Source organism: Mesorhizobium sp. BHbdii, from assembly GCF_053848045.1.
The window spans coordinates 712,059-727,541 of record NZ_JBSPKX010000002.1 but is presented as its reverse complement, the minus strand read 5'-3'; the positions used below and the strand labels follow the sequence as shown (position 1 = coordinate 727,541).

The 15,483-nt window shown below is 62.8% G+C and carries 16 protein-coding genes and 1 pseudogene; 13 read left to right on the top strand and 4 right to left on the bottom strand.

What is annotated here, in order from left to right; genetic code table 11:
* The first annotated feature begins 113 nt into the window (after positions 1–113).
* The 4 genes from ACWTU8_RS16245 (at position 114) to ACWTU8_RS16230 (ending at position 3,126) form a co-directional block, all read left to right on the top strand.
* On the top strand, positions 114–476 hold the full coding sequence (locus ACWTU8_RS16245; protein ID WP_095520051.1) for a YkvA family protein: 363 nt from the start codon (positions 114–116) through the stop codon (positions 474–476).
* A gap of 235 nt (positions 477–711) precedes the next feature.
* A complete protein-coding gene (locus ACWTU8_RS16240; RefSeq protein WP_029349450.1) occupies positions 712–1,215 on the top strand; it encodes an invasion associated locus B family protein in 504 nt (167 codons plus the stop codon).
* 199 nt (positions 1,216–1,414) lie between these two features.
* Positions 1,415–2,650, top strand: coding sequence for a 23S rRNA (adenine(2503)-C(2))-methyltransferase RlmN (gene rlmN / locus ACWTU8_RS16235; protein WP_029349452.1), 1,236 nt, complete (start codon positions 1,415–1,417; stop codon positions 2,648–2,650).
* The gene (locus ACWTU8_RS16230) at positions 2,647–3,126 is read left to right on the top strand and encodes a hypothetical protein (RefSeq protein ID WP_455848934.1); all 480 of its coding nucleotides are present in this window, start codon (positions 2,647–2,649) and stop codon (positions 3,124–3,126) included. The genes rlmN and ACWTU8_RS16230 overlap by 4 nt, the downstream gene beginning before the upstream one ends.
* Here the strand turns inward: ACWTU8_RS16230 and ACWTU8_RS16225 are convergent.
* Positions 3,098–3,739 carry a LysE family translocator gene (locus tag ACWTU8_RS16225; RefSeq protein ID WP_029349456.1) on the bottom strand — a complete coding sequence of 214 codons (642 nt, stop codon included), beginning with the start codon at positions 3,737–3,739 and terminating at the stop codon, positions 3,098–3,100. The genes ACWTU8_RS16230 and ACWTU8_RS16225 overlap by 29 nt on opposite strands.
* A gap of 177 nt (positions 3,740–3,916) precedes the next feature.
* On the opposite strand from ACWTU8_RS16225, the gene ACWTU8_RS16220 reads away from it, so the two are divergent.
* From ACWTU8_RS16220 to leuB, 5 genes and pseudogenes are all read left to right on the top strand, one after another.
* Complete coding sequence (locus ACWTU8_RS16220; protein WP_455848933.1) at positions 3,917–5,140, top strand: argininosuccinate synthase; 1,224 nt, start codon at positions 3,917–3,919, stop codon at positions 5,138–5,140.
* Between the two features lie 158 nt (positions 5,141–5,298).
* The gene (locus ACWTU8_RS16215) at positions 5,299–5,766 is read left to right on the top strand and encodes a hypothetical protein (protein WP_455848932.1); all 468 of its coding nucleotides are present in this window, start codon (positions 5,299–5,301) and stop codon (positions 5,764–5,766) included.
* Between the two features lie 71 nt (positions 5,767–5,837).
* Positions 5,838–6,317 (top strand): hypothetical protein, encoded by a 480-nt coding sequence (locus ACWTU8_RS16210; RefSeq protein ID WP_455848931.1) that lies wholly within the window; start codon positions 5,838–5,840, stop codon positions 6,315–6,317.
* Between the two features lie 85 nt (positions 6,318–6,402).
* Positions 6,403–6,784: pseudogene (locus ACWTU8_RS16205) on the top strand (RidA family protein).
* 268 nt (positions 6,785–7,052) lie between these two features.
* On the top strand, positions 7,053–8,156 hold the full coding sequence (gene leuB / locus ACWTU8_RS16200; RefSeq protein ID WP_455848930.1) for a 3-isopropylmalate dehydrogenase: 1,104 nt from the start codon (positions 7,053–7,055) through the stop codon (positions 8,154–8,156).
* A 417-nt stretch (positions 8,157–8,573) separates the two neighbouring features.
* On the opposite strand, the gene ACWTU8_RS16195 is transcribed toward leuB, so the two are convergent.
* Together ACWTU8_RS16195 and ACWTU8_RS16190 are read right to left on the bottom strand one after the other, a co-directional pair.
* Positions 8,574–9,272 (bottom strand): DUF805 domain-containing protein, encoded by a 699-nt coding sequence (locus ACWTU8_RS16195; RefSeq protein WP_455848929.1) that lies wholly within the window; start codon positions 9,270–9,272, stop codon positions 8,574–8,576.
* A 176-nt stretch (positions 9,273–9,448) separates the two neighbouring features.
* On the bottom strand, positions 9,449–11,290 hold the full coding sequence (locus tag ACWTU8_RS16190; RefSeq protein ID WP_455848928.1) for a DEAD/DEAH box helicase: 1,842 nt from the start codon (positions 11,288–11,290) through the stop codon (positions 9,449–9,451).
* Between the two features lie 436 nt (positions 11,291–11,726).
* On the opposite strand from ACWTU8_RS16190, the gene ACWTU8_RS16185 reads away from it, so the two are divergent.
* Positions 11,727–12,761 (top strand): aspartate-semialdehyde dehydrogenase, encoded by a 1,035-nt coding sequence (locus ACWTU8_RS16185; protein WP_455848927.1) that lies wholly within the window; start codon positions 11,727–11,729, stop codon positions 12,759–12,761.
* A gap of 267 nt (positions 12,762–13,028) precedes the next feature.
* On the opposite strand, the gene ACWTU8_RS16180 is transcribed toward ACWTU8_RS16185, so the two are convergent.
* The gene (locus ACWTU8_RS16180) at positions 13,029–13,436 is read right to left on the bottom strand and encodes an ACT domain-containing protein (protein ID WP_455848926.1); all 408 of its coding nucleotides are present in this window, start codon (positions 13,434–13,436) and stop codon (positions 13,029–13,031) included.
* A 155-nt stretch (positions 13,437–13,591) separates the two neighbouring features.
* Here ACWTU8_RS16180 and ACWTU8_RS16175 point away from each other — a divergent pair, with 155 nt between their 5' ends.
* From ACWTU8_RS16175 to ACWTU8_RS16165, 3 genes are all read left to right on the top strand, one after another.
* Complete coding sequence (locus ACWTU8_RS16175) at positions 13,592–14,497, top strand: bestrophin family protein (RefSeq protein ID WP_455840745.1); 906 nt, start codon at positions 13,592–13,594, stop codon at positions 14,495–14,497.
* Positions 14,498–14,627: 130 nt separating this feature from the next.
* The gene (locus tag ACWTU8_RS16170; protein ID WP_455849080.1) at positions 14,628–15,038 is read left to right on the top strand and encodes a DoxX family protein; all 411 of its coding nucleotides are present in this window, start codon (positions 14,628–14,630) and stop codon (positions 15,036–15,038) included.
* Positions 15,039–15,189: 151 nt separating this feature from the next.
* Complete coding sequence (locus tag ACWTU8_RS16165; protein ID WP_292193300.1) at positions 15,190–15,453, top strand: YMGG-like glycine zipper-containing protein; 264 nt, start codon at positions 15,190–15,192, stop codon at positions 15,451–15,453.
* Positions 15,454–15,483 lie beyond the last annotated feature (30 nt).

Here is a 15,483-nt window from a genome sequence, read left to right as displayed (position 1 = left end):
GCGCAGCTAATGAGATGCATGAAAGACAGCATCTTGCAGCCCGGTTCTGGTTTCACCACATTTCCATTCGCGGTCGCGCGTGGAGCCACGCGACGGCCGGCAAGGAGAGATTGATGGCACAAAAATCCGGTTTTGATTTCTTTGGCTTTGGCGGCAAGGCGGGCGATGCGAGCGAAGTGCGCGAGAAATTCTGGCGCACGGCCAAGAGGGCTGCCCGGCAGATCCCGTTCATGGAAGAGCTGGTCGCCGCCTACTACTGCGCCATGGACAAGAACACGCCGCTGCGCGCCAAGGGCATCCTGGTGGCGGCGCTCGGGTATTTCGTGCTGCCGGCTGACGTCATCCCCGACTTCGTCTTCGGATTGGGCTTTACCGACGACATCGCGGTGCTGACCGCCGCAATCACCACCGTCAAAGCCCATATCACACCCGCGCATCGGCTCGCCGCCAAGCAGGCGATTGCCGACAACAGCTGAGCCGGCGATAAGGCAGAAAAGTCAAACTCTTGCCGCTTTCGTGGCATCCAAGTCGCGAAAGGGACGTTGCAACTGCCGCTTTTGGAGCGACGGGCGCAAGGATGGCGGCGGTTTCCTGGGTGGATCTCCTTTTCCTGAAGGGAAGTTCACCGTTTGGTAACCCAGATTAAATCAAAATGAAGCGACGGGCAGGACGCCGAGCCGGCCTGCTTCCGCACCATATATGGGAAAAGCGATGCGCGGATTGATTGCTACAATTTCGAGCCTGGTCCTGGTGGCCGTGACGGCGCCGGCTCTGGCGCAGTCGGCGACCAAGATCGGCCAGCACAATGCCTGGGGCACTTACAGCTACCAGGCGTCGGGCGGCAAGGTTTGCTACGTGTTGACCGTGCCGACCGACAAGCAGCCGCCGACGCTTGACCATGGCGACATGTTCTTCTTCGTCAGCCAGCGGCCGGGACAACAGGTGTCCTATGAACCGCAATTCATCGCCGGCTACAATTTCCAGGAAAACTCCAAGGCCACCGTCACTATCGACGGCAAGAGCTTTTCGATGTTCACCCGCGGCAAGTCGGCCTGGGTCGAGAATGCCGCCGAGGAGCCGGTGCTCATCGCCGCGATGAAGTCCGGCAGCGACATGAGGGTGCAGGCGAAATCCGGCCGCGGCAACACCACTACCTATGTCTTTTCGCTGAAAGGCATTTCGGCGGCGCTGTCGTCCATCGCCAGGTGCAAATAGCCATAGGCGAAGCAAAGGTTGAGTAAGGGCCGGGCGGCAAGCCCGGCTTTCTGCTCTTTAAAACGCCGTCGGCGGCCACATCGCGGCGGGCCTTGCGCCGCCGCCACCCATGACTTGGCCATCAACCTGTGCTATGCGCCGCGCTTCATTTCCAGCACGATGCTGTAATCGGCCGCAAATCGCTTATATTGGCGCAACAATGACCCTTTCATTCGACCTTACCACTGAGGGCGCCCGTGACGCGTTGCGCGCCCGCGCCACGCCGGCCGAAAAACCGTCGCTGATCGGCCTGACCCGGGCCGAGCTTGGCGCAGCCCTCGTTGCCTCAGGCATCGTGCCGGAGCGCCAGGCCAAAATGCGCGCCCAACAGCTCTGGCACTGGATGTATGTGCGCGGCGTCTCCGACTTTGCCAGCATGTTCAACATATCCAAGGATTTGCGCGCCGAGCTCGACAAGCATTTCACCGTCGCCAGGCCCGAGATCGTCGAGGAGCAGATTTCCTCCGACGGGACGCGCAAATGGTTGTTTCGCTTTCCGCCGCGCGGCGCCGGCCGGCCGGTCGAAATCGAGACCGTCTACATTCCCGAAGAAGGCCGCGGCACGCTCTGCATCTCCTCGCAGGTCGGCTGCACGCTGACCTGCTCCTTCTGCCACACTGGCACGCAGAAGCTGGTGCGCAACCTGACGTCAGAGGAAATTCTCGCCCAGCTTTTGACCGCCCGCGACCGGCTCGGCGATTTCCCCGACCGCGACACGCCGGACGGCGCCATCGTGCCGGCCGAGGGTCGGAAAGTGTCCAACGTCGTCATGATGGGCATGGGCGAGCCGCTCTACAATTTCGAGGCGGTGAAGAAGGCGCTGCTGATCGCGTCCGACGGCGACGGGCTTTCTTTATCGAAAAGACGCATCACGCTGTCGACCTCCGGCGTCGTGCCGGAAATCTTCCGCACCGGCGAGGAGATCGGCGTCATGCTGGCGATCTCGCTGCACGCCACCAACGACGATCTGCGCGACCTTTTGGTGCCGATCAACAAAAAATATCCGTTGAAAGAGCTGATCGCCGCCTGCCGCGCCTATCCCGGCCTGTCGAACGCCCGCCGCATCACTTTCGAATATGTGATGCTGAAGGACGTCAACGATTCGATCGAGGACGCCAAGGGGCTGATCAGGCTGCTCAAGGGCATTCCGGCCAAGATCAATCTGATCCCGTTCAACCCGTGGCCAGGCACCAACTACCAGTGCTCGGATTGGGAGACGATCGAGAAATTCGCCGACTACATCAACAATGCCGGCTATGCTTCGCCGATCCGCACGCCGCGCGGCCGCGACATCCTCGCCGCTTGCGGCCAGCTCAAGTCGGAGTCCGAGCGCATGCGCAAGGTCGACCGGCTGGCGCTGGAAGCGATGATGATCGCGGGGCACGGCGAGGCGTGAACCGCCTTGTCGCCTATCTAATTCGCTTCGCCGTCATCCTGATCGGCTATGTCGTCGCCGCGCTGGCGGCCAGCGCCTTCCTCAACATCATGTTTCTGGCGTCGCTAGGGCTGATGACGGACGAGACGCAACCGGCGGCGCAGGCCTCGCTATGGTTTTCCGTTCCCTTCGTCGCGCTGTTCGTCGCCTATTTCGCCTTCATGCCGGCGGCCATCGCCATCCTCGTCTCCGAGATCTTCGGCCGGCGCGACTGGCTGTTCTACGCGCTGACGGGTGCGGTGGTCGCTGCGGTTTTCCTCGGCTTCGCCTACCAGACCGCCGATGCCAATTTCGAGATCACCGATCCGCGCGTCGTCGCTGCCGTGGTCGGCTGCGGCATGGTCGGCGGCATTTTCTACTGGCTGAGCGCCGGGCGCTGGGCCGGAAGCTGGCGCGAAATCGGAAACCCTATTTCGCCTGGGCGGTCAGGATCTTGAGCGCGAAGGCCGAAAACACCCCGGCGAATAGATAGTCGACGCCGCGCGTCACCCGCGGGCTGGCCTTCATCGCCGTCGAGAATTTCTCTGCCGCAAAGACCATCGGCGCTGTTACCGGGATCGACAAAACGACGAACATCGCGCCGAGGAAGAACAGCTTTCCGGGCGCGTTCGGATCATGGGCGGAGACGAACTGCGGAAGGAAGGTCATGAAGAACAGGATGATCTTCGGGTTGAGCAGATTGACGCCGAGCCCTGCCGCCCAGGCGCGGAACAGAGAAATCTCAGGCCCGCTCTTCTTCTCCGGCGAAAAGGCCGACCCCCTGGTGATCGCCTGCCAGGCCAGGAAGACGAGATAGCCGGCGCCGAAAATCTTGAGCGCAAGAAAGGCCCCCGGCGAGGCGACGATCAGCGCCGAGACGCCGACCACCACCAGCGTCGTGTGGATCAGCGTACCACACAGCGCGCCGGCCATCGAGGCAAAGCCGGCGGCGCGGCCCTGGCTCAGCGTGCGCGACACGAACAGCGTCATATCAGGCCCCGGCGTGATCGCCAGGATTACGGTGGCGATGGCGAACTGGATCAGCGTCGTGGTGTCGGGAATGAAGGACATGGGCGGGCCTTTGGAGGCGTAAGACGCGAAGCCTATAGCGCAGGCAGGGTGCCTGCGCCAGCGGCTGGCCCGCGCAATAGCTGATCCAGCGTGCCTGTCGCACCCTTCGTCCCTTGCACTAGCCGGAACCGGCGTGATACCTCGCCCGCCGAGAACTCCTGCCGCGGAACCGCCCAAATGTCAAAAGCAAAAGCCGTCAAGAAAGTCGTGCTCGCCTATTCCGGCGGCCTCGACACTTCCATCATCCTGAAATGGCTGCAGACCGAGCTCGGCGCCGAGGTGGTCACCTTCACCGCCGATCTCGGCCAGGGCGGCGAGCTGGAGCCGGCGCGGCGCAAGGCCGAGATGATGGGCATTAAGGACATCCGTATCATGGATGTCCGCGAGGAGTTCGTTTCCGACTTCGTGTTCCCGATGTTCCGCGCCAATGCCGTCTATGAAGGCACCTATTTGCTCGGCACCTCGATCGCGCGGCCGCTGATCTCCAGGCACCTCGTCGAGATCGCCAAAGAAACCGGCGCCGATGCGATCGCCCACGGCGCCACCGGCAAGGGCAACGACCAGGTCCGATTCGAGCTTTCGGCCTATGCGCTCAACCCCGACATCAAGGTCATCGCGCCATGGCGCGATTGGTCGTTCAAGTCGCGCACCGACCTGATCAACTTCGCCGAGCAGCACCAGATTCCGGTGCCGAAGGACAAGAAGGGCGACGCGCCGTTTTCGGTCGACGCCAACCTGCTGCACTCGTCCTCCGAAGGCAAAGTGCTGGAAGACCCGTGGAGCGAGCCGCCGGAATTCGTCCACCAGCGCACCATCTCGCCGATGGACGCGCCGGATAAGGTCACCGAGATCGAAATCGAATTCGTCCGTGGCGATCCGATCGCGCTCGACGGCAAAAAACTGTCGCCAGCGACGATGCTGGCGGCGCTCAACGATCTCGGCCGCGACAACGGCATCGGCCGGCTAGACCTTGTCGAGAACCGTTTCGTCGGCATGAAATCGCGCGGCGTCTACGAGACCCCTGGCGGCACCATCCTGGTATCAGCCCACCGGGCGATCGAATCGATCACGCTCGACCGGGGTGCTGCCCACCTCAAGGACGAGTTCATGCCGCGCTATGCCGAGCTGATCTACAACGGCTTCTGGTTCGCGCCCGAGCGCCTGATGCTGCAGGCGATGATCGACAAGAGCCAGGAAGATGTCGAAGGCACGGTGCGGCTGAAACTCTACAAGGGCAACGTCATCGTCACCGGCCGCAAGTCGAAGAAGACGCTCTATTCCGACGCGCTGGTCACCTTCGAGGACGATCGTGGCGCCTATGATCAGAAGGACGCCGAAGGCTTCATCCGCCTCAACGCGCTCAGGCTGCGGACGCTGGCGGCGCGCAACCGCAAGGATTGATATTTCAACAGGCCCAATGCTTAGACGAGTTGGAGCCCGGTGAAGCCGGGTTGTATTTGGCGTCTCTAATATAATAGAGGCTGCGCTCTCAGATCGTCTCCTGTTTGACCTTTCGGTTGTTTGATCTTACTTCTCTTGCGGGTCGGAGGGCTTTGACCGTGAAAAACAGAATTTTTCTTGTGCTTGCGGCGGTGGCCGTCTTTATCGGGTGTCAATCCACGCATGCCCCAGCGGGGCAAACATCCAAGTTCCGTACCTGCAAAAGTTTTGACGGCCCCTTCCAGATTCCCGCTTCCCAGAAATGCCCGTTGAGCGGCTACGCGCAAGGTTCCGGAGTCCCGATGGTGATCGAGGGCAAGCCAAAGGCGGCCACCCCGGCGCCGCGGGACTCCAGATTCCGTACCTGCAAAAGTTTTGACGGCCCCTTCCAGATTCCCTTTTCCCAGAAATGCCCGTTGAGCGGCTACGCGCAGGCTCCCGGAGTCCCGATGGTCATCGAGGGCAAGCCAAAGGCGGCTGCCCCGGCGCCGTGGACGCTCAAGTTCCGTACCTGCAACGGTGTTGACGGCACCTTCCAGGTTCCCATTTCCCAGAAATGCCCATTGAGCGGCTACGCGCATTATTGAGCGTGATGTGCCCCAGGCGCTCGGCCGCTCTTGGAACCGGTTTTCTGCCCGCGTTGGCTGTGCTGGCGAACTTGGCTGTCGCCAAAGCCAGCGACTATGATCCTACCTCGCTCAACCTCGCTGCGCTGATCGAATGCAGGGCCGACGTGCCGGCCTATAACGGGTTTGCCTTTTGGCTGAGCGGCGAGCCCGGCGCGCCAGAAAAACTTGGCTGGACGGAAGTTCCCGCCGGCAATTCTTTCCTCACGCAGTTTGAACTGCCGGCTGCGGTCGGCGTCTTCGGGTACGAAACGGCATCGATCGTCTTTACCGCCACCGGGCCTATGGCGGTGCTTGACGGCGTTTCCGCACCGGACCTTGCCCGCGAGCTCGGCATCGCGCCCGAAGTCGCGACGTTAGAAAAATTCCTCGGTGAAAAGGTCGTCGTCGAAAGCCGCGAGGAAGCCGACGGCATGACATTTTCCACGCGCATTGCGCTCAATGTCTCGACCGTCGATTCACATCCCGGCAAGGTGCTTGCCGGCTGTTCCTACGCTCTCGATGTGAACTGAGCTCCTGTTCGAGAAACACCGTCTGGCCCATGGCCGGAAGGCACTTCTTCAGCTCAACATTGCCTAAGGAATGTGCGAGGGAACCATGCGAAAACTGATCTCCACCGGCTCGCCCTTCGAGAAGGCAGCCGGTTATTCGCCCCGTGGTCCAGGGCGACTGGTGTTTCGTTTCCGGAACGACCGGCTACGACTATGCGACCATGTCGATGCCGGAGACGGTCGAGGCGCAGACGCGCAATTGCCTGGCGACGATCGCCAAGGCGTTGCAGGACGGCGGCTTCGAGATGGCCGATGTGGTGCGGGCGCACTACTACATCACCGACGCGGCTTTTGTCGACATCGTCTTTCCGATCCTCGGCGATGCCTTTGGCGACATCAGGCCGGCGGCTACGATGATCGTCTGCCAGCTCAACAAGCCGGAAATGAAGATCGAGATCGAAGTGACGGCGCTCAAGCGCACGGCCTGAGCGTGGCTGCGGTGCAGAAGCTTGCGCGGTGTCGGCTGGACAGCGTCCCGCTGTCCGGCAAGATTGATGGAGCACGAGGATCGCCAAGACGCTCTGAACCAAAGCTTGCGCATAGCCCGCTTGGCGTTTAGCAAGACCGCGGCTCACGACAGCGCCGCGCGTCCTTTTGGACGCGCAAAGGACGCTGTAGAATTTTGGTTCTGCGCACGATCCTTTCCGAAATCGATTCCGATTTCGGGGTCATGCGCCACAGTTTAGGACGGTTCTGATGGCTTCGAAAAATCTTCTCCTGCTCGCCGGCGACGGCATCGGCCCCGAGGCGATGGCCGAGGTGAAGAAACTGATCGTTGCCATGAACGACAAGCTCGGTAGCGGCTTCATCACCGATGAGGGGCTGGTCGGCGGCTGCGCCTACGACGCGCATGGCGCGGCGATTTCCGACGCCGACATGGCCAAGGCGATGGCTGCCGACGCGGTGCTGTTCGGCGCCGTCGGCGGGCCGAAATGGGATGCGGTGCCTTATGAAGTGCGTCCGGAAGCCGGACTGCTGCGGCTGCGCAAGGACATGGAGCTGTTTGCCAATCTCAGGCCCGCCATTTGCTATCCGGCGCTGGCGGCGTCCTCCTCGCTCAAGCAGGAGGTGGTCGAGGGACTCGACATTCTGATCGTGCGCGAGCTCACCGGCGGCGTCTATTTCGGCGAGCCGAAGCAGATCATCGATCTCGGCAATGGTCAGAAGCGCGGCATCGACACGCAGGTCTACGACACGTTCGAGATCGAGCGCATTTCGGGCGTCGCCTTCGAGCTCGCGCGGACACGCCGCAACCATGTGACCTCGATGGAAAAGCGCAATGTGATGAAATCAGGCGTGTTGTGGAACGAGGTCGTCACGCAGACCCACAAGGCGCGCTATGCCGACGTCAAGCTCGATCACATGTTGGCCGATGCCGGCGGCATGCAGCTGGTGCGCTGGCCCAAGCAGTTCGACGTCATCGTCACCGACAATCTGTTTGGCGACATGCTGTCCGACATCGCCGCCATGCTGACCGGCTCGATCGGCATGCTGCCTTCGGCGTCGCTCGGCGCGCCGGATGCCAGAACGAAAAAGCGCAAGGCGCTCTACGAGCCGGTGCACGGTTCGGCGCCCGACATATCAGGCAAGGGCATCGCCAACCCGATTGCCATGATCGCCTCCTTCGCCATGTGCATGCGTTATTCCTTCGGCATGGTGGCCGAGGCCGACCAGCTGGAAAGCGCCATCGCTGCCGTGCTCGACCAAGGCTTGCGCACCAGGGATATCTTGTCCGATGGAATGACCGAAGTCGGCACCACTGAGATGGGCGATGCGATCATCGCCAAGTTCCTGGGCTGAACCCATGGCGGTCGACGTCCGCTGGGCGACGACCGGGATCCGGCGGCACTCGCGCTCATGAGATGGCGGTGCATTACCGGCAGCCGCCGCTCGACGCCGACCGCGCTCTATCGGCTGCAAAAAACAGCTCGGCGACGAAAGCCCGGCCTATCCGCATTTTGCGCTCGCCTTCGTCGATGGCGATGTCTGCGGGGTGCCTCGGTCGCGATCGCGCATCCCGGCATTGATCTTGAGCGGCTGCTGTTTCTCAAGGACCTGTTCGGGCGCGAAAATGCCCGCCAACGCGGGTGTCGGTCGGGCGTTGATCGGCTTTCTCGCCCGCCATTGCCTGTGCGGTACACTGTGCCGCGCATTGCCTTCCCCTGAATCGCGGCCTATTACTACCTACAGTTGTATGTAGGCAAGATACACTTTCGGCTAAATCCCGACGCCTGTCGGCACCGGACCCCATTGGTTTTCACGGGCCTGCGTCGGGATCAGCGCGAAGACCAGGATGATCAGCCAGCCGATGGTCGGGATGAACACCACCAGAAAAAGCCAGCCGGTCAAGCCGATGTCGTGCAGGCGACGCACGTTCAGTCCGATGCATGGCAGCGCTGTCGCCAGCAGGAAGATTCCGCAAAGGCCGACCGTCACCACCGGCAATTCGCTGCCATCGAGATTGCCCATGGTGTCGTCGATGAACAGGCCGGCGCCGACAACCACGTTCAGCGCGATCGTCCAGAACAGGCAAAAGCCCCAATATTCCTTGCGGCGGGCGCGGCCGGCGAAATTGAAGTAATTTTCAGTCAGGCCCCGCCAGAAATAATCCCACAATCCGGTAGCCGCGGCGGGACCATTTCCAGCGGAACGGCCGAAATGTTGCGGCGCCCCGGGCGCATTGGCGGTTTGAGTCGGGGCGGCGGTTGCGGCGGCCGGCGGACTGGCGGTTTGGGCGCGGATCGAAAAAACGTCGCGTGCCCGTCCGCCAGCCGGCTGGAACTCGATGGCCGTGCCCCTGGCCATCGACGCTTCTCGACGCAGATCCTCGCGCGCGAACGTGTAGCGGTTGCCATCGGCTCCGGTGATGAAACCGAAGCCCTGGTCCTCGTCATAGTGAAGAACTTCGCCGCGCATGTCCTGCCCACCCCCCATTCGCGTCTCGCCAGACTGTGCAAAGTTCCGGCAGATCGCAAGGGTATGCGCGGAAATGGGGAAGCAATCGCTTCAGACAAAAGATAGCAGCGCAGACCTGAATCGAGCGAAAGACAGCCCCTTGCAGGCCATGACAAGCCAACGATGCCGGCACGTCGCTAAGCCGGCCGCTTCTTCGATTTCTTGTTCTTGGCGGGTCCGGTCTTTTCGAACTTCGCCTTTGCTGACTTCCCCGCCCAGGGCTTTGCCTCGAACGCGGCAGCGCGCTGATCGGCTGACGGTGTGCGCTTCTCGAATTTGGGCGCATTCTGGTCGAACGTCCGCTTGCCGCGGTGAGGCTTCTTGTCGGGGCGTGGTTCCTGATAGCCGGCCCGCGACAGGTCGGGCGTGCCGTCCAGCCGCTTCACCGCGATGTTGTTCTGCAGCTTGCGGTCGGGGCCGATCGCCTGGAGAAACCGGTCGGCCCAATCGGCCGCGATCTGCACGAAGGTTTCTTCCGGCTGCATCTTGATGGCACCGATCTCGCGCTTGCTGATCCCGCCGGTCCGGCACAGCATCGGGATCAGCCAGCGCGGCTCGGCATTCTGCCGGCGTCCCACCGACAGCGAGAACCAGACGCTGTCGCCGAAATCGTCGCGGCGGCTGGGCGCCTCGTCCCTGCGCGCAAACTTGTCGCCCGACGGCGTGAACGGCGCGACGTCAAGAAGATCCTCGGGCGCCGCGCGGCTGGAGCGGCACAAGCGCACGAACGCGGCGGCCACCTGTTCGGGGCCGTGCTGCTCGAGAAGCGCATTGATAAAGCCGCGCTCCTCTTCCTTCACCGGTTCGCTGAAGACTGGGTCGGCGAGGATGCGCTCGTCGTCGCGGCGCAGCACGTCGTCGGCCGAAGGCGGGCTTGCCCATGCCGCCGCAAGGCCGGCACTTTGCAGCAGCCGTTCGGTGCGCCTGCGGGCATTGTTGGGCACGATCAGCGCGCTGACACCTTTGCGTCCCGCCCGTCCCGTCCGCCCGCTTCGGTGCAGCAGCGTCTCCGGATTGGTCGGCAGGTCGGCATGGATCACCAGTTCAAGGTTGGGCAGGTCGATGCCGCGTGCCGCCACGTCGGTGGCGATGCAGACCTTGGCGCGGCCGTCGCGCATCGCCTGCAGCGCGTGGCTGCGCTCGTTCTGACTCAACTCGCCCGAAAGCGCCACGACGGAAAAGTTGCGGTTGTTGAAGCGCGCGGTCAGGTGATTGACGGCGGCGCGCGTGTTGCAGAACACCAGTGCGTTCTTCGCCTCGTAATAGCGCAGCGCGTTGATGATGGCGTTTTCCCGATCGGGCTGAGCTACGCTCAGCGCCCGGTATTCGATGTCGAGATGCTGCTTCTCCTCGCCGGAGGCCGAGATGCGCACCGCATCGCGCTGGTAGCCTTTGGCCAGCGTGGCAATGGCGCGCGGCACGGTAGCCGAAAACATCAGCGTGCGGCGCTCGGCAGGGGCGGCGTCGAGGATGAATTCGAGATCCTCACGAAAGCCGAGATCGAGCATCTCGTCGGCCTCGTCGAGCACCACTGCCTTCAGTTCAGACATGTCGAGCGAATTGCGGGTGATGTGGTCGCGCAGCCGGCCGGGCGTGCCGACAACGATATGGGCGCCGCGCTCCAGCACGCGCCGTTCGGTGCGCATGTCCATGCCGCCGACGCAGGACGCTATCGCTGCGCCGGTCGGTTCGTAGAGCCATTCGAGCTCGCGCGTCACCTGCAAAGCGAGCTCCCGCGTAGGCGCGATGGCCAGCGCCAGCGGTGCTGCGGCATGGGAAAACCGCTCCGCGCCGTCGAGAAGAGTCGGCGCCAGAGCCAGCCCGAAGGCAACGGTCTTGCCAGAGCCGGTCTGCGCCGAAACCAGCGCATCGGCCCGCCCGAGCTCGAGAACCGCCTTCTGCACCGGCGTCAGCTCGACATAGCCGCGTTTTTCCAGCGCCTTTGCAAGCGCGGGGACAATAGCTTCGAAATTGGACATATGCTTCTTTCGGAATTCGGATTCTTTTATGCCCCGCAATGGGTCATCCGTCGGCGAGCGCCAGAAGCGCCACGAGCCAAACGATCCAATCGTTCGTACTTCGCGCCGCCGCCATTGTATAGGGCAAGCCGCCTCGCCGGGTCGCGATTGACTCTTTGCGCAAACCGCGTAAAAGCCGGCACCGAACGGGATAGTTTCGATGCGCGGCCTTTTGATGGCGCTTCTTGCATTCGACCTCCCCGGCCGCAATGCGAACCATTGGGCCGGGCGTGTCGGCGCGTCTCCTCGTTCCAGCAAAACTACGGCTAAAACGACCACTAAAACGGTCTGATTCCCTTGGCCTAACCACCCTCTCCCGGGTCCGGCCCGGGGGTTGAAACCCGCATCGGTCGGCGGGTTTTCTCCAAAAACCGAGCGGAGAGGACAGGAGATTTCGATGAGTTTCAAGGTTGCAATCGTCGGCGCCACGGGCAATGTGGGCCGGGAAATGCTCAACATACTGGAAGAGCGCGGCCTTCCGGTGAGCGAGGTGGTGGCGCTGGCCTCGCGGCGCAGCCAGGGCACGGAAGTGTCGTTCGGCGACCGCACACTGAAGGTCAGGGCGCTCGACCAATTTGATTTTTCCGACACCGACATCTGCATCATGTCGGCCGGCGGCAACGTCTCGAAGGAATGGTCGCCGAAGATCGGCAAGCAGGGCTGCGTCGTCATCGATAATTCGTCGGCCTTCCGCTACGATCAGGACGTGCCGCTGATCGTGCCGGAGGTGAACCCGGACGCGATTTCGCTGTTCACGCGCAAGAACATCATCGCCAATCCGAACTGCTCGACGGCGCAACTGGTCGTGGCGCTAAAGCCGCTGCACGACTTCGCCACCATCAAGCGCGTCGTCGTCGCCACCTACCAGTCGGTATCCGGCGCCGGCAAGGAAGGCATGGACGAATTGTTCACGCAGACGCGGGCCGTGTTCGTCGCCGACCAGGTCGACGTCAAGAAATTCACCAAGCGCATTGCCTTCAACGTCATCCCGCATATCGACGTCTTCCTCGACGACGGCTTCACCAAGGAAGAGTGGAAGATGGTCGCCGAGACCAAGAAGATGCTCGATCCCAAGATCAAGCTGACGGCGACCTGCGTGCGCGTGCCGGTGTTCATTGGCCATTCGGAAGCCGTCAACATCGAGTTCGAAAAGCCGATCACCGCCGACGAGGCGCGCGAGATCCTGCGCGAAGCGCCGGGCTGCCAGGTTCTCGACAAGCGTGAGGACGGCGGCTACATCACGCCGCTGGACTCGGCCGGCGAAGATGCCACATTCATTTCGCGCATCCGCGAGGATTCCACCGTCGACAACGGCCTGTCGATGTGGATTGTCTCCGACAATCTGCGCAAGGGCGCGGCACTCAACGCGGTGCAGATCGCGGAGCTGCTGATCGAGCGCGGGCTGATCCAGCCGAAGAAAAAGGCGGCTTGATTCTCGCTCACGGGCCGTATCGCCGCTGCCGCGGCGGGCCCTCCGCGGGCGCCGGAAAGCCGGCGGCCCGCAGTCGCGGGCGCGGCCTTCGGCCATTAGCTTCCTTCTCCCCCTTCACGGGGGTGAGAAGTGGTTCCGCGAAGCGGACGGAAAGCCAATGCTTGGCTTTCCGAACGACGAACGCCCCTAGCGTAGCGAAGGGCCGGGATTCCGGCAGGGGGATGAGGGGCAGCACAGGCGTCTCAAGTAGGCAGCAAGGCGCCTGCGTCACAGCCGGCTCTCCTCCGCTAGCTTTTCCAGCAGCTCCATCGCCTCTTCCGCCCGGTCGGCGGGCACGAACAAATGGTCGTGGTAGAAGGCCGAGACCGGATTGACCCCCATGCCGGCGGCGGCCAGACGCGCGGTGATGGCGGCGAGGAAGCCGACCGCCTCCAGCGACGAATGGACGTTCAGCGTCACCATCCGGCAGCGGAAGATGGTCGCCAGGCCAGCGGCCTTGGCTTCCTCCTCTAGCGCGATCACCGTCGTGCCCTCGCGCTCGCGAAACAGCATCACCGTCTCGAGGCTGTCCGGCACGGGCGCAGCGGGCGGCAGTGTGGCGAAGACATAGATCCCGGGACGCAATTCCGGCGTCATCGTTGCCAGGAGTTTCTTCAGATCGGTCTCGCCGGCCATCGATTGCTCCCGAATGTCTTGCGGATTGTCGATAACGTGCTCGGCCCCAGCCGGCAAGGCGACGCCGCCATGTCGCTGACGGCTGGGCTTATGCGTGTATTGCATCGCACAATGGAACCGATCAGGATCATTGCCGGTCCGTGAAAGGGGTTTCGATGATCGTTCGCCCGCGCCCGGGATTCTTGCATCTGTTCTTCATCATGCGCGGCTCGGTGGTGCCGCGCATCCTGCCGCAGATCTTCGGCTTCGGTGTCTATGGCGCGCTGGTGGTGCTGGCGGTCGGGGCGCTGAAGCTCGACTTCGGCGATGCCGGCCCCGCGCCGTTTGCCTTACTCGGTGTGGCGCTGTCGATCTATCTCGGTTTCCGCAACAATGCCGCCTATGACCGCTGGTGGGAAGCGCGCAAGCTGTGGGGCCAGCTTGTCTTCGACATTCGCAATCTGGCGCGCGCCAGCACCGGGCTGATCGAGGATCGCATCGAACTGCGCGGGATGTTGATGGAGGCGATCGCCTTCTGCCATTTCCTGCGCGGCCTGCTTCGGCGGGTAGATGCCACGACCGAAGCACGCGCGTTCATCGGCGAAGAGGCCGAAAGTGCCGCCAAGCTGGCCAACCCGCCGGACGCCATGGTGCGGCGTATGGGCGAGCGAGCCGCCGCGCTATACAGGGCCGGGGCGATCGATGTCATGGGCTACCGCATCCTCGATGAGCGCCTGTCGGAAATCGCCGCAGCGCAAGCCGGCTGCGAGCGCATTATGGGGACACCGCTTCCGTTTGCCTACACGCTGCTCTTGCAGCGCACTGCCTATATCTTCTGCCTGCTGCTGCCGTTTGGGCTGGCATCGACTGCCGGCTGGGCGACGCCGCTGTTCACGGCGCTGATCGCCTACACCTTCTTCGGCCTCGACGCGCTTTCGGAAGAACTCGAGGACCCGTTCGGCACCGAGGCCAACGATCTCGCCCTCGACGGCCTGTGCCGCGTCTGTGAAATCTCGGTGTTCGAAGCGCTCGGCGAGCCGCCGCCGAAAATGATCCCTGCCGAAAAGTTCTATTTTTCCTAGGGTTTGTTCGGGCACTCATCGCAGCACATGCGCTCAAAAGATCGTAGGCGTGTCGGATCGTCGTCTCACGCCGCGTCCTTGGTTCGACCCTGGCGTAGAGGGGCCAGCGCTTGAAACAACCGGAGGACCAATAACCATGTCTCAAACTGCATCCGTCACGCCGGGCGCGCTGTGGACCGGCCGAGGGCTCAGCGCCCTCATCGTGCTGTTCATGATCTTCGACGGCGTCATCAAGCTGCCGCCGCTCGATGTCGTCACCCAGACCATGGTGCAGCTCGGCTGGCCGGCCGATCCCAATGTCTCGCGCATGCTCGGCATCATCGGGCTGGTCTCGACCGCGCTCTATGCGGTGCCGCGCACCTCGGTGCTTGGCGCCATCCTGCTCACCGCCTATCTCGGTGGCGCCATCGCGACGCATATACGTATCGGCAGCCCGCTGTTTTCGCACACACTGTTCGGCGTCTATCTCGGCTTCATCTTGTGGGGCGGCCTTTTCCTGCGCAACCCCAGGCTGCGCGCGCTGATCCTGCTCAACCGATAGAGCCGACTTCAAAAGCCGTTCGATGGCGGTCGCGTCGCCGGAGAGGACCACGGTCTGCCGCCACCCTTCTTTCGACTTTGGATCAAATCGCCCGTTTGCGAGTTAGAAGATGTGGCGGCGAGGACGGAAAACCCGGTTGAGAGGAACGACAATGAAGAAACTGGTAGTCCTGATGGTACTGGTAACCTCGCTCGCAGCCTGTTCCCGGACAGAACAGGGCGCGGCGGTCGGTGGACTAGGGGGCGCTGCTATCGGCGCTGCGGTGGCCGATGACGAAGTTGAAGGTGCGGTGGTCGGTGGTGCTGTCGGCGCCCTCGCCGGCGCACTGATCGGTCGTGCTACGGAACCCGGCCGGTGCCGCTATCGCGGTCGCGATGGGCGTGTCTACATCGCCCGCTGCCCTGAAGGCTATTGATCGGGCCGCGTCATAAGTCGGACGAAACAG

Coding starts and splice junctions, on each gene's coding strand:
- ACWTU8_RS16245 (WP_095520051.1), top strand. CDS start 114: ATGGCACAAAAATCCGGTTTTGATTTCTTTGGCTTTGGCGGCAAGGCG.
- ACWTU8_RS16240 (WP_029349450.1), top strand. CDS start 712: ATGCGCGGATTGATTGCTACAATTTCGAGCCTGGTCCTGGTGGCCGTG.
- rlmN (WP_029349452.1), top strand. CDS start 1,415: ATGACCCTTTCATTCGACCTTACCACTGAGGGCGCCCGTGACGCGTTG.
- ACWTU8_RS16225 (WP_029349456.1), bottom strand. CDS start 3,739: ATGTCCTTCATTCCCGACACCACGACGCTGATCCAGTTCGCCATCGCC.
- ACWTU8_RS16220 (WP_455848933.1), top strand. CDS start 3,917: ATGTCAAAAGCAAAAGCCGTCAAGAAAGTCGTGCTCGCCTATTCCGGC.
- leuB (WP_455848930.1), top strand. CDS start 7,053: ATGGCTTCGAAAAATCTTCTCCTGCTCGCCGGCGACGGCATCGGCCCC.
- ACWTU8_RS16195 (WP_455848929.1), bottom strand. CDS start 9,272: ATGCGCGGCGAAGTTCTTCACTATGACGAGGACCAGGGCTTCGGTTTC.
- ACWTU8_RS16190 (WP_455848928.1), bottom strand. CDS start 11,290: ATGTCCAATTTCGAAGCTATTGTCCCCGCGCTTGCAAAGGCGCTGGAA.
- ACWTU8_RS16185 (WP_455848927.1), top strand. CDS start 11,727: ATGAGTTTCAAGGTTGCAATCGTCGGCGCCACGGGCAATGTGGGCCGG.
- ACWTU8_RS16180 (WP_455848926.1), bottom strand. CDS start 13,436: ATGGCCGGCGAGACCGATCTGAAGAAACTCCTGGCAACGATGACGCCG.
- ACWTU8_RS16175 (WP_455840745.1), top strand. CDS start 13,592: ATGATCGTTCGCCCGCGCCCGGGATTCTTGCATCTGTTCTTCATCATG.
- ACWTU8_RS16165 (WP_292193300.1), top strand. CDS start 15,190: ATGAAGAAACTGGTAGTCCTGATGGTACTGGTAACCTCGCTCGCAGCC.